Genomic DNA, 12,961 nt, shown 5'->3' with positions numbered 1-12,961 from the left:
GCGTCCTCACACCATCGCGTCCGCGATGGACAGCCCGAACTCGCCGCTGCCATACATGGACAGGGCACGTTCGGGGTCGTTGATGGCGTGCACCCGCCCGGCGTGTGCGTCGCGCCAGAAGCGCTGGATCGGGTGGCTCGTGTAGATCGCCCGACCACCGGAGTTCTCGAAGAGCCGGTCCGCGGCCTGGATCGCCAGTTCCGTGCCCCGAACCTGGTTGCGACGCGCCCGCAGGCGCAGCCGCATCGGCAGCTTTTCCCCCGCCGTGACCAGGCCCATCAGCTCGCTCATGTCGGCGGTGAGCGTGAGCCAGGCCGCGTCCACGTCGGCAGCCGCCCGGGCGACCCGCACCTGCGAGTAGGGGTCTTCGGCGGCCCGTACCCCGGCGTAGGCGGCGCGGACCCGCTCCCGCATGTGGTGCACGTGGGCCTCGTACATCCCGGTCGCCATCCCGATGATCGGAGTGGTGATCGTGTACGGGAAGATCGAGCCGTACGGGATGCGGTAGAGCGGTCCGGGGTTGCGCTCCTGGCCGGGGCAGACGCACCGAGCGGTGTCGCCGAAGCTGAGCGACCGATAGGCCGGGACGAACGCGTCGGAGACGACGATGTCGTTACTACCGGTGCCCCGCAGACCGATCGTGTGCCAGACATCCTCGATCGTGTAGTCGGTCGCGGGAAGCAGGAACGTGCGGAAGTCGGCGGGGCTGTCGTCCTGGCCGGGCACGATGCCACCGAGCAGGACCCAGTTGGCGTGGTCGCATCCGGACGAGAAGCTCCACCGTCCAGTCACCCGGTATCCCCCGTCGACTTCTTGGATCTTGCCGGTGGGGGCGTAGGAGGAGGACATCAGGGTGCTGGGGTCAGCGCCCCAGACGTCCTGCTGGGCCCGTTCGGGGAAGAGGGCCAGCTGCCAGTTGTGCACCCCGATCACCGATGCGACCCAGCCGGTCGATCCGCAGGCGCTGGCGATGTCGCGAACGCAGCTGAAGAAGGCCGTCGGGTCGGCCTCGAGCCCACCGCACCAGGCCGGCTGCAGCAGCCGGAAGAAGCCGGTGGAGGCCAGTGATTTGAGGTGCTCGGCGGAGAGCGTTCGACGGTCCTCTGTCTCCTGGGCCGCCTCCCGCAGGACGGGTAACAGCTCCCGCACCCCCCGTGCGACCAGTTCGGCGCCCTCCATGAGATCCCCTCCGGTGGCTTGGCTGACGAACGTGACGATCCCTATAATAGAACACGTTCTACTTGACGGCTACCATGCAAGCAGCAGGACCTGTAACACGTTCCATCACAACTGAGGAGCGACATGACCAACGTCGAGGCAGTACGCACGATAGACAGCGGGGTTCTGCCCACCAGGTTTGCCCGCGGCTGGCACTGCCTGGGACTGGCCGACTCGTTCCGCGACGGCAAACCGCACGTCGTGGAGGCATTCGGCACCAAACTCGTGGTTTTCGCCGACTCGACCGGCACCCTGCACGTGCTCGACGGGTACTGCCGCCACATGGGCGGCGATCTGACGATGGGCACCATCAAGGGCGACGAGATCGCCTGCCCGTTCCACGACTGGCGCTGGCGCGGCGACGGTCGCTGCACCGCGGTGCCGTACGCCCATCGAGTTCCGCCCCGCGCCCGTACCCGCTCCTGGACCACCTGCGAGGAGAACCGCCAACTGTTCATCTGGAACGACCCGCAGGGTGCCCCGCCACCGCCGTCCGCGGCGATCCCACGCATCGACGCCGCCTTCTCCCCCGAGTGGACCAGCTGGACCTGGGACTCCATCCGGATCGACGGCGCCAACTGCCGGGAAGTTATCGACAATGTGGTCGACATGGCGCACTTCTTCTACATCCACTTCGCGTTCCCGACGTTTTTCAAGAACGTGTTCGAGGGCCAGGTAGCCGCGCAGTACCTGCAGACCCGACCCCGGCCGGACGTACCGACCGCCACGCGGCAGTCCGGGGAGGCGACGCTCCGCTCGGAAGCCGCCTACTACGGCCCCTCCTACATGATCGACTACCTCTTCAACGACTACCACGGCACCGAGGTGGAGTCCGTACTGATCAACTGCCACTACCCCATCTCGGCCAACTCGTTCATGTTGCAGTGGGGCATCATCGTCAAACAGCTACCCGGCCTCACCGCTGCGCAGGCCGACAAGGCGGCAGCGAAGTTCGCGGCCGGGATCGGGGTCGGCTTCCAGCAGGACGTCGAGATCTGGAAGCACAAGAGCCGGGTTGACAATCCGCTCCTCTGCGCCGAAGACGGCCCGGTGTACCAGCTCCGCCGCTGGTACGAGCAGTTCTACGTGGACGTGGAAGAGGTCACCGAAGACATGGTGGCCCGCTACGAGTTCGAGGTCGACACCAGCAGGGCCGTCGAGACCTGGACCGCCGAGGTGGCGGCCAACCTCGACCGACAAGCCGACTCCGCGTCATGAACCGCACCGACCCGCCGACCGAACGGCAGGAACATCTGGTCGGCGGCTATGTGGAGCTCTCCTGCGCCCGCTGCGCCGCCCAGGTCCGGGTACGCAAGTCGAGCCCGCAGCAGACCAGCGTGCAGTGGAGCACCCGCGCCGCCCGCCAATGCCCCGCGCTGACCAGCGACGAACAGCGGCCCGCACCGGTGCCGACCTGCCCCGACCTCCGCACGAGCATTCAGCACGCGGTGCGTACCGGAAGCCTGGGGGTGGCGTGATGTACCACCGGCTGCGCGTCACCGATGTGATCGAAGAGACGCCCGATGCCCACTCCCTGGTCCTGCGCGTGCCACCGGAGCTGGCCACCGAGTTCACCTACCGCCCCGGCCAGTACCTCACGGTCCGCGTGCCGCACGGCCAGGGAATCGTGGCCCGCTGCTACTCGCTGTCCAGCTCTCCGCAGACCGAGACCGACCTGAGGATCACCGTCAAACGCGTACCCGGCGGGCCGGCATCGAACTGGATCTGCGACGACATCCGCGCCGGAGCCAACCTGGAGCTCATGCCGCCGGCCGGCTCGTTCACCCCCGACTCGCTCGACGACAACCTACTTCTGCTCGCCGGAGGCAGCGGCATCACCCCGGTGATGTCCATCATCAAGTCCGTACTCGCGGCCGGCCGTGGCCAGCTTGCCCTGGTGTACGCGAACCGCGACCCGCACTCGATCATCTTCGCCACCGAGTTGGTGACGCTGAGCGAGCTACACGGCCACCGACTGAGCGTGACCCACTGGCTGGACAGCGAACGCGGCACCCCAGATCCCACCACGCTGGCAACTCTGATCAGCCCCTATGCCGGTTGGGAGAGCTACGTCTGCGGTCCGGCGCCCTTCGTCGTGGTAGCCCAGGAGACGCTACGGCGCGCTGGCGTGCCGGCGGACCGGGTCAAGGTCGAACGCTTCGAGGTCGAACGGCGCTCGGCCGACGACCGCGACGCCACCCTCGAAGTAGAACTCGACGGTCAGATCCACCGAATGCCATGGCCGGCCGGTGCCCGCCTGCTGGACGTGCTCATCGCCGCCGGGCTGAACGCGCCGTTCTCCTGCCGCCAGGGTCACTGCGGCGCCTGCGCCTGCCGGCTGCTGGACGGCCAGGTCGACCTCGCGCACAACGAGATCCTGGAGGAGGACGACTTCGCCGAGGGCTACATCCTCGCCTGCCAGGCCGTGGCCCGAAGCGACGAGGTGTCGATCACCTACTACTGACCGATGGCCACCCGCCGCCACGTTCCCGAGGGGCGGTTGGCGCGGCCCGACAGTCAGCCGCCGCTCTCCTGGCTCCGGATCGCGGCGCTCCGACCCGCCCGCCGCCCCGAGAAGACACAGTCGGCCAACGACAGCCCACTGACGTAGCTACGGGAGCAGATGCCCACCGCGGTGCGGCCGGCGGCGTACAGGCCGGGTACACCCGCCCCGTCGGCGCCCAGGGCCTGCCCGGTCTCTTCGTCCACCCGGAGGCCACCGAGGGTGAGCATGGGTGCGGGCGCGAGGAGCCGGGCCCGCACCGAGACATCGACCAGCGAGTACGGCGGAACGGCCAAGGGCCGAACCTGGTCGGTGGGCTTGCCGGCCGGGTCGGGGCCAGCCGCCTGATAGGCCGCGAGGGTCTCGACCAGTTGCTCGGGATTCACTCCGGCGCGACGCGCGGCCGCCGCTGGTGTCGCCCCGGTGACCCGGCCGAAGGTCAGCAGCCACCGGGCCTGCAAGCGCTGGAACCAGAGCGTCTGGGCTCGCAGCTGCCGGCGGCACTCGGCGCGCAACGCGCCGTCGAGCAGCAGCCAGGCCCGCGCGTCCGGCGCGCGCAGGATCGCCTCGCCGACGGCGGCGCCGTAGCGGGACTCGTCGCAGATCCGTCGGCCGTCCCGGTCGACGAGCAGGCCGCCGAGCATCGCCGCGGGTGGGGCGAGGAAGCGCCAGATGCTCATCCGGTCGAGGTGGGCGGTGGCCGCGCCGGCCGCCACGCCGAGCCGGATCCCGGAGCCGTCGTCACCGGGCGTGCCCAGCCGCAGCCCACCGCGGTACTCCGGCGCGTGGGTACGAAGCAGGTCGCGGTCAAAGACGAACCCGCCGGCGCAGAGCACGACGCCGCCGGCCGCCCGGACGCGCAACCGGCGGCCGTACCGCCGCTCCAGCCAGGCGACGGGCCGGTGCAGCGCGCGCCCCAGGGCCGGCAGGTAGACACCCGGCCGGACCGAGCATCGGTGCAGCAGACGATGGGCGAGCCGGACCCATCGGGCGGCACCGCGCAGGGTCCGGCACTCGACTCCGGCTATTCGGCCGTCGGCGCCGGTGACGAGCCGCTCGGCCCGGGTCTGCGCGAGCAGCTCGACGCCGCGGTCGCGGGTGGCAGCGGCGAGCCGGGCCGCGAACAGCCGGCCGGAGGTGCCGCGGGCGTGCACCCGGTGGCCGCGTGGCGCTGGTGGTGCCCGGTGCGCGAGGGACTGCTCACTTCCGGAGTAGTACAGGTAGTGGCGATCGGTCGGGTAAGAGGTCTTGTATGGACAGAGACTCGCCGCGAAGGGCACACCGAGGCCGGCCAACCAGTCGATCGTGTCGGCGCTCTGCTCGCAGAACCGGCGCAGGGTCGCGGGAGAGACGGTGTCGCCGACCTCCTCGCGCAGGTAGTCCAGCATCGCCTGGGGGGTGTCGGTGACTCCGGCCGCGCGCTGCTGCCGGGTGCCGCCGCCGGCATAGATCACCCCACCGGACAACGCGGTGGTGCCGCCGCCGGAGAACCGGTCGAGCACCAGGACGCGCGCTCCCGTGCCGGCTGCCTCGACCGCGGCGCAGGCTCCGGCCGCGCCGAAGCCGACCACCACGACGTCGGCCGTCTGGTCCCACTCCTCGGTCACCGCGCCTCCGTAGTGTTCCGCAGGTCAACGTGGTCGGTGGCGCCGACCACGAGGCGGACACCGTCGCCGATCGGTGGTGGCGAGCCGGATAAAACTATAACCTGTTCTCGTGTCGATTCCAGAGCGAGAGTTCGATGTGGTCGTCGTCGGCAGCGGCGGCGCCGGCATGGTCGCGGCCCTCACCGCGGCGCACCGGGGGCTGAGCGCGATCGTGCTGGAGAAGGCCGAGACATACGGCGGTTCCACCGCCCGCTCCGGCGGCGGGCTCTGGCTTCCCGGCAACGAGGTACTGACCCGGGCTGGGGTCGCCGACCGGGCTGAGGACGCACGCACCTACCTGGCGTACGTCGCCGGACCAGACGCCACCACGGCTCGACAGAACGCGTTCCTCGCCGCCGCACCGGAGGTCGTCGCCTTCGTCCGCCACCACACCCCACTCGACTTCGCCTGGGTGCCCGGCTATCCGGACTACTACCCCGAGGCTCCCGGTGGGCTTCCCGGCGGGCGCAGCATCGAGCCGCTCCTGCTCGACACCCGGTTGGTCCGCGCTGACCTGGCGACGCTGGCCGCGCCGTACCGGGCAGCGCCGGAGGGGGTGGCGGTGACCCAGGTCGACTACCGGTGGTTGTCGCTGGGCCTCCGACATCCGCGGGCGATCCGCACCGTGGCCCGGCTCGCCGCCCGCGGCCTGAGCGCCCGGATCCGGCGCCGGCAGCTGCTCACCATGGGCCAGGCGCTCGCCGCCGGGCTCCGCGCCGGCCTGCGCGGCGCCGGCGTCCCGGTCCGGCTCAACACGCCAATGACCGACCTCCTCATCGATCGGGGCCGGGTCACCGGGGTTACCGCCCAGCACGCCGGGGCCCCGGTGCTGTTCCACGCCCGACGAGGTGTGCTGCTGGCCAGCGGCGGGTTTGAGCAGAACCAGTCGATGCGCCAGGAGCACCAGCCGGGGATCGGCACGGAGTGGACCGCCGGCGCGGCCGGCAACACGGGGGACGGCATCGAGGCGGGCAAACGGCTCGGTGCCGCCCTCGACCTGATGGATGAGGCCTGGTGGGGGCCGTCGATTCCGCTCCCCGGGGGGCCCTACTTCTGTCTCGCCGAACGCAACCAGCCCGGCTGTCTCATGGTTGACGCCACCGGCCGGCGCTTCGTCAACGAAGCGGCCCCCTACGTGGACGCGGTGCACGCCATGCTCAGCCCGGGGGTGGACCAACCGGCGTGGCTGGTGGCCGACCAGACCTACCGAGACCGCTACCTGTTCGGCGGGCGGGCCCCACGCTCCCCGCTTCCACGACGCTGGTTCACCTCGGGGGCAGCGCACCGCGCCGACACCCTGGACGAACTGGCCGGGCAGATCGGTGTGCCCGCCACCGCGTTGGGCAGCACCGTCCGCCGGTTCAACGAGTTCGCGCAGCGCGGTCGGGACGACGACTTCCACCGCGGGGACTCGGCCTACGACCGCTACTACGGCGACCCGCGACATCGACCCAACCCGTGCCTGGGCGCCGTGGCCCGGCCCCCGTTCTACGCGTTCCGCATGGTCCCGGGCGACCTGGGCACCAAGGGTGGCCTGCGAACCGACGAACGAGCCCGGGTGCTGCGCCCGGACGGCACAGTCGTGCCCGCGCTGTACGCGGCGGGCAACGTCAGCGCCTCGGTGATGGGGCGCAGCTACGCCGGCGCCGGCGCGACCCTCGGCCCGGCCCTCGCCTTCGGCTACCTGGCCGCGCTCGACCTGGCCACGACGGCCGCCGCCCCCACCCCCCTGCAGGAGGACTGATGCCCATCGACCCCGCCGTCGCCGTCGGCGCCGAACTTCCCGGCCGTGACCTGAGCTGGGACAGCACCGACGTACTGCTGTACCACCTCGCCGTCGGAGCTGGCCCCGACGAGCTGTCCTACGTCTACGAGGGCGCGCTGCGGGGGGTCCTGCCCACCTTCGCCACGGTGGCCACCACCCTGCGGGATACCGAGCCACCCACACTGACCATGCCTGGCATCGACATCGATCTGGCCCAGGTTGTCCACGGTCGGCAGGAGCTCGAACTACACCAACCGATTCCGGCGAAGGGCAGCTGTGCGGCCCGCTCGCGGATCGCCGCCGTGTATGACAAGGGCAGCGCGGCGGTGATCGTCACCGAGACCAGCACCGAGCTGTTCACCAGTCGGATCAGCATCTTCGTCAAGGGCGCGGGCGGATTCGGCGGAGAACGGGGGCCGACCACTCGGGTGCCGGTGCCCGACCGGGAAGCCGATGCGGTGGCGCTCTCCCCCACCGATGCGCGGCAGGCCCTCTGGTACCGGCTCTGCGGCGATCGCAACCCGCTGCACGTCGACCCGGACTTCGCCGCCCACGCCGGGTTCCCCCGGCCGATCCTGCACGGGCTCTGCACGTACGGAATCGTGGCGAAGGCGGCGGTCGACACCCTGCTCGACGGCGATCCGGAACGGGTGGCCGGCTACCGGGCCCGCTTCGCGGGCGTCGTCTTCCCTGGCGAAACCCTGCGCACCGAGATGTGGCGGGAAGACGGTCAGCTGTTGCTACGCGCCGCGGTTGCCGACCGAAACGACGCCCCGGCCCTCTCCGACGTGAGCATCACCCTCCGCTGAGGACTAGCGCGGCACCCGGGGCAGACCGAGCCCCACCGACGCGATCAGTTCCCGCTGGATCTCGTTGACCCCGCCACCGAAGGTCAGCGCGAGGTTCCGCTTGGTCTGGACGTCAAGCCAGGTCAGCAGTTCAGCCGTCGCCGGGTCAGCGGGATCACCGCGCCGCCACACGACCTCTTCGAGCTCCTGGCTGAGCTGCAGCAGCCACTCCGACGAGAAGACCTTGGTGACCGAGGCATCCGCCGCGTTGGGCTCGTCCCCGGTCGCCGACCAGTTGAGCAGTTCGTTGATGCGCTGGCAGGCGGCGACGCGAGCGAGGACGCGTCGGACATCCGGGGCTTCGAGCAGGCTCCTCGAGTACGCCCAGTCGTGCACCCGTTCACCGAGGGCACCGAGCCGCCCCGCCGGGCCCAGCATCACCCGCTCGTGATTGAGCTGCGTGGTCAGTAGTCGCCAGCCGTCGTTCTCGGCACCGACTCGCCGGGCTACCGGCACGCGCACATCAGTCAGGTAGACCGAGTTGACGTGGTGTGCCCCATCGCACGTGATGATCGGCGTCCAGGAATAGCCGGGATGTTTCGTATCCACGATGAGAATGGAGAGGCCGTGGTGCCGGGGTGCGCCGGGGTCGGTGCGACAGGCGAGCCAGAGGTAGTCGGCGTCGTGCGCCCCGGTGGTAAAGGTCTTCTGACCGTTCACCACGTACGCGTCTGCGTCGCGCACCGCCCGAGTGCGCAGCGCGGCGAGATCGGTGCCGGCCTCGGGCTCGGTGTAGCCGATCGCGAAGTGCAGCTCCCCGGCCAGAATGCGGGGTAGGAAGAACTCCTGCTGTTCGGGCGAGCCGTGGGCGAGCAGCGTCGGCGCCACGGTCTGCAGCGTGACCGCGGGCAGCGGAACGTCGGCGCGGGCGGCTTCGTTGACGAAGATCTGCTGCTCTACGGGGCCAAGCCCGCCACCGCCGAACCGGGTCGGGAAGCCCAGACCCAGCCAGCCGTCCCGGCCAAGTCGACGGATCAGATCGCGGTAAACCCCGCCGTGCCGCTCGCGCAGCAGGATGGCGCGCTCCGCTGGTGGCAACACCTCGGCGAGGTACGTGCGCAGCCGCGCCCGCAGCGCGTGCTGCTTCTCAGTCAAATCGATGAACACCATGGGCTCCCAGTTGGTGCAGGCAGTACTCGGTGCCGCCAAGGTGCCGGACCAGGTCCCGGACCAGGGCGGTATGTCGGTGTAGCGGGTAGTCGGCGACCAGCCCCAGCCCCCCGTGCAGGTGATGGCAGGTGCGCAGCGCCGGCAGGGCCGTGCTGCTCAGCCAGTACGCTCCGGTCCACACGTCGGCGTCCTGGCCCACCTCGGCACTCCAGCTGGCGGCGAGCGCGGCCACGTGCGTCGTGCGAGCGGCGACGTACACGTCGGCGATCTGCTGGGCGACCGCCTGGAACGTGGCCAGCGGGCGGCCGAACTGCTGCCGGTCTCGCACGTGGTCGGCGGTCAGCTGCACGGCACCGGCCAGCGCGCCGTCACCCAGCGCACAGGCTCCGGAGACGGCGAACCGGCGCAGGTCGGCCTCTGCATCGCCCAGTGGCTCCGCCGCGGCACCCTCGAGTCGCACCATGAACTCGTCGGTCCCGGCCGAGGTCGGGGTGCGCAGCAGCGTCCCCCCCGGCCCGGCCGGATCGACCAGGGCGACCGTCGGCCCGCCCCCGCGCACTCGCACCGGGACCAGAATCCGGTAGGCCGCGTCCGCGTCCGGAACCGGGCCGCTGACCCCGGTGATCCGCCAGTCGTCGGTGACCGGCAGCGGCGTCCCCAGGGCAGCCGTCAGAACCCGACCCTCGAGCACACCCGGAAGCAGCTCACGTTGCTGCTCGGGACTGCCCGCGCGAGCCACCGGGAGGACACCGAGCGACAACGTGGACCAGGCGGGAACCCGGGCAGCACGCCGCCCGATTTCGGTGAGGAGCACGCCAATCGCCATCGCGCCCAGTCCAGCGCCGCCCAACCGCTCCGGCACGGCGAGGCCGATCAGGCCGGACTGGCCGAGGGCCTTCCACAAGCGCTCCGGCGTGCCCTCGCTGTCGCTCAGCACCTCGTCGGCGAGACGAACGATCGACTGCTGGGCATCGTCGAGCTCAAAGTTCGGTCCCATTCGGCTATTAGAACACGTTTCAATTCAGGCCGACAGGCACCTTTTCTGATCACCAGGGCGGGCACGAACACCAAGACCAGCCACACCGCGATCCAGGGCCGCAGGATTCGTGGAACCACAGCGTGGCCGGCCGGAGGCGACCTCAGTCCAGCAGCGCGACGAGCTTCGCCAACGCCTGCTGACACGCCGTGGTGGCCTGCTTCTGCAGCATGCCGTCCATCGCGCCTTTCAGCGCCGGGCCGGCAAACTCCATCCCGTAGGTGATGTGCGAGCCCCCACCGCTCGACTCGACCGCGATCACCATCTTGGCCTTGACCCCCATCGGGCCGTCACCCGCCTGCTCGAGGCGCCCCGGCGCCTCCGCCTTCGTCACCCGCCAGGCCATCTCGGCCGGCATGCCCATCAGCTTCACCCGCTGCTGGTACGTGGTCCCCTCGCCGAGAGTCTCCGGCACCTCGCCGGCGAAGCCCTCGTGCATCGTGTTCCACTCGCCAACCCTCGGCAGGGCCACCACGAGCTTCCAGACCTGCGTCGGATCCGCCTTCGCGTCGGCCTCGACCGTCACTGCAGCCATCGTGACCTCCTCTTCGAAATCTAATCTAGAACAGGTTATAGCAGGGGCATTGATTCCACCAGTTTTGATCATTACGGCGAACCAGAGCTCACCGAGCTCCAGCAACCGGAATGCGATGGTCGCCCCCGCACAAGCAGGGACGACCTCGACCAGATGTAATGTGGACGCCCGCGGGCTACCACGCGATCACGCAGAATAGTTGCGTAGCTGCTCCCTTCGGGCGCGGTGCCCTCCGGTCACGGCGCGGAGCAGGTCAGCCCGACCGGCGTAGCGCCGGTGCCGGTGCCGGTGAAGCCGAAGGTGGTGCTGCTCCCGGGCGCCAACTGACCGTTGTACGACTCGTTGAGCACCACATTCGCGCCATCGGTGACCGTCCACCTGCCGCTCCACAGTGAGCTGATCACCGTCCCGCCCGGGTCGGTCCAGGTGACCCGCCAGCCCACGATGGCGGCGGCACCGGTGTTTGCCACTGTGACCTCACCCTGGAAACCTCCCGACCACGTATTCGTCATCAGGTACGTGGCGGTACAGCCGCCGCCTCCACCACCGCCCGGTGGGGTGGTGGAGGCACGGGCCGGGGAGGCGGTGGAGACGTTTCCGGCCGCGTCCCGAGCCCGCACGGTAAAGATGTATTCGGTCTCGGCCGCGAGGTTGGTCACCTGATAGGTGGCGCCGGCGACGGTGGCGACCGTGCTCGGCGGACCGCCGTCGGTCGCGCTCCGTACCTCGTACCCGACGACTCCGACGTTGTCTGTGGACGCTTCCCAGGTCAGGGTGACCGTGGAGGAGGTCAGGTCACTGGCCACGGGACGCCCCGGTGCGGTCGGCGCGACGGTGTCGTTCCCGCCGCCGGCGTAGCGTTCGGTGAGGCTGATGCCGCTGGTCGAGGCTTCGCCACCGAGGCGTACCTGATGGTCCAGGCTGACGAACTTGCCGTTGTACCGCCAGAGCGCCGGCTTGAGCACCTGTTCGTACTTGACCTCGTCCCAGGTTTGCCAGTCATGTTGCAGCAGGCCGCCGGTGTCGCCGGAGTTCGGGTTCAGGCACCAGAAGGTGTGGTGGATTCGCTCTTCGGCCATCAGGTCCCGCAGGGCCGTGAGCCACCGGTCCTGCCGTTCGTCCTGCCCGAACCGGCCACCCCACTCGCCGACCAGCAGCGGCGCGGTGTCCTCCTCGTGGAGGTAGAGCCAGTTTGGTCGCCACACGTCGTTGGTCAGGGTGGTCTTGTCGAAGTCCTTCTGGAACCACGGCTGCTCGTGCACCAGCGGCCCGTAGTCGTGCGGCGAATAGACCAACTTGTCCTGGTGGGCGCCCAGGTCGATCGGGTGGTCCTTCGCCCCCCGCAGGTTGCCACCCCACCAGTTGTAGTAGTAGTTGGGGCTCTGGTCCGGGTCGGTGTTGGGCGATTCCCAGCTCTCCCCCGGGCGCGGGTAGACCTCGATGCCCTCGCAGAGAATCAACACGTTCGCGTTGATGGCGAGGATTCGATTACCCGCCGTCTCGCAGGCGTGTTTGAAGTTGTCGATGTCGCTGGTGTCGTCCCACTTGGCTCGGGGCGGGTTGTTCGGGGTGCCGTGCGGCTCGTTCTGGATGTCCATCGCCACGATGGTGTCGTTGTGCCGGTACCGTGCGGCGACCCACTCCCAGCCCTGGTAGAACAGCTCCGGAGTGATTTCTCCCTTGTACCACATCGGATAGAAGTGGCCGGAGTTATCCGCCTCCGCACTGTGCACATCGAGCATGACCTTCAGCCCGTACTCCTCGCAGAGGGCGAGCCAATAGTCGAAGATCTGCAGATTGTCCAGGCCGGCCAGCTCCGGGTTGACCGACAGGTTCACGTTCGGCAGCACCGTCTGACCGGCCCTCCACTCCAGCAGCAGCTCCGTGGAGATCGGCACCCGTACGATGTTGATTCCGCGCTCGGCCATCTGCCGGGTGATGGTCTCGATGTTGCCGGCCCAGAGTCCGTGGAAGACCCGTTCGGTGGCGTTGTAGCCGAACCAGTTCGCGCCGGTCAACCACACCGGGTTGCCCGCCTCGTCCACGATCTTGTTGCCGTCGGTGTGCAGCCAGTCGGCCGTCGGTGCGGTCGAGACGACCTGCGCCTCCGGCTCGGGCGCACTGGTGGCGAACGCGGCCGGGGCGGCGGCCGTCAGCCCGAGAGCTACGCAGGCCGCCACCGCGGCAGCCGGAAATCGTGATTTCACAGACACGGGAAGCTCCTAGTGGCGGTGAGGGACGGTTGGGAGCGCTTCCAGAGATAGATTAAGCTGACTGGCGTCGTAACGGAAGGGTAAACT

At 69.7% G+C, this 12,961-nt stretch carries 11 protein-coding genes; 5 read left to right on the top strand and 6 right to left on the bottom strand.

Features of this window, described 5'->3' with window-relative positions; genetic code table 11:
- Positions 1–6 precede the first annotated feature (6 nt).
- Positions 7–1,179 carry a 3-hydroxy-9,10-secoandrosta-1,3,5(10)-triene-9,17-dione monooxygenase oxygenase subunit gene (gene hsaA, locus AC1UKG_RS06585; protein ID WP_482642251.1) on the bottom strand — a complete coding sequence of 391 codons (1,173 nt, stop codon included), beginning with the start codon at positions 1,177–1,179 and terminating at the stop codon, positions 7–9.
- Between the two features lie 123 nt (positions 1,180–1,302).
- Between hsaA and AC1UKG_RS06580 the strand changes: the two genes are divergently transcribed.
- The 3 genes from AC1UKG_RS06580 to AC1UKG_RS06570 are packed head-to-tail and all read left to right on the top strand — an operon-like array spanning position 1,303 to position 3,682.
- The gene (locus tag AC1UKG_RS06580; RefSeq protein ID WP_482642252.1) at positions 1,303–2,436 is read left to right on the top strand and encodes a 3-ketosteroid-9-alpha-monooxygenase, oxygenase component; all 1,134 of its coding nucleotides are present in this window, start codon (positions 1,303–1,305) and stop codon (positions 2,434–2,436) included.
- Positions 2,433–2,696 carry a hypothetical protein gene (locus tag AC1UKG_RS06575; RefSeq protein ID WP_018744463.1) on the top strand — a complete coding sequence of 88 codons (264 nt, stop codon included), beginning with the start codon at positions 2,433–2,435 and terminating at the stop codon, positions 2,694–2,696. The genes AC1UKG_RS06580 and AC1UKG_RS06575 overlap by 4 nt, the downstream gene beginning before the upstream one ends.
- Positions 2,696–3,682 (top strand): ferredoxin--NADP reductase, encoded by a 987-nt coding sequence (locus AC1UKG_RS06570; protein ID WP_018744462.1) that lies wholly within the window; start codon positions 2,696–2,698, stop codon positions 3,680–3,682. Before AC1UKG_RS06575 ends, AC1UKG_RS06570 begins: the two co-directional genes overlap by 1 nt.
- Before the next feature lie 53 nt (positions 3,683–3,735).
- On the opposite strand, the gene AC1UKG_RS06565 is transcribed toward AC1UKG_RS06570, so the two are convergent.
- Positions 3,736–5,328, bottom strand: a complete 1,593-nt coding sequence (locus AC1UKG_RS06565) for an FAD-binding protein (RefSeq protein WP_475889332.1) — start codon at positions 5,326–5,328, stop codon at positions 3,736–3,738.
- Between the two features lie 109 nt (positions 5,329–5,437).
- On the opposite strand from AC1UKG_RS06565, the gene kstD reads away from it, so the two are divergent.
- Positions 5,438–7,111, top strand: a complete 1,674-nt coding sequence (gene kstD / locus AC1UKG_RS06560; protein WP_029123488.1) for a 3-oxosteroid 1-dehydrogenase — start codon at positions 5,438–5,440, stop codon at positions 7,109–7,111.
- Complete coding sequence (locus AC1UKG_RS06555; RefSeq protein WP_482642253.1) at positions 7,111–7,941, top strand: MaoC/PaaZ C-terminal domain-containing protein; 831 nt, start codon at positions 7,111–7,113, stop codon at positions 7,939–7,941. Before kstD ends, AC1UKG_RS06555 begins: the two co-directional genes overlap by 1 nt.
- 3 nt (positions 7,942–7,944) lie before the next feature.
- On the opposite strand, the gene AC1UKG_RS06550 is transcribed toward AC1UKG_RS06555, so the two are convergent.
- From AC1UKG_RS06550 to AC1UKG_RS06535, 4 genes are all read right to left on the bottom strand, one after another.
- Positions 7,945–9,087 carry an acyl-CoA dehydrogenase family protein gene (locus AC1UKG_RS06550; protein WP_026271496.1) on the bottom strand — a complete coding sequence of 381 codons (1,143 nt, stop codon included), beginning with the start codon at positions 9,085–9,087 and terminating at the stop codon, positions 7,945–7,947.
- Positions 9,068–10,087 carry an acyl-CoA dehydrogenase family protein gene (locus AC1UKG_RS06545; RefSeq protein ID WP_482642254.1) on the bottom strand — a complete coding sequence of 340 codons (1,020 nt, stop codon included), beginning with the start codon at positions 10,085–10,087 and terminating at the stop codon, positions 9,068–9,070. The genes AC1UKG_RS06550 and AC1UKG_RS06545 overlap by 20 nt, the downstream gene beginning before the upstream one ends.
- A 142-nt stretch (positions 10,088–10,229) precedes the next feature.
- Positions 10,230–10,661 carry a type II toxin-antitoxin system Rv0910 family toxin gene (locus AC1UKG_RS06540; protein WP_018731837.1) on the bottom strand — a complete coding sequence of 144 codons (432 nt, stop codon included), beginning with the start codon at positions 10,659–10,661 and terminating at the stop codon, positions 10,230–10,232.
- Positions 10,662–10,897: 236 nt separating this feature from the next.
- The gene (locus AC1UKG_RS06535) at positions 10,898–12,841 is read right to left on the bottom strand and encodes a cellulase family glycosylhydrolase (RefSeq protein WP_482642270.1); all 1,944 of its coding nucleotides are present in this window, start codon (positions 12,839–12,841) and stop codon (positions 10,898–10,900) included.
- Positions 12,842–12,961: the final 120 nt, after the last annotated feature.

The organism is Salinispora sp. CH2A1_6, from assembly GCF_056820975.1.
The sequence above is the reverse complement of the archived record's forward strand: the minus strand, read 5'-3'. Positions and strand labels throughout refer to the sequence as shown.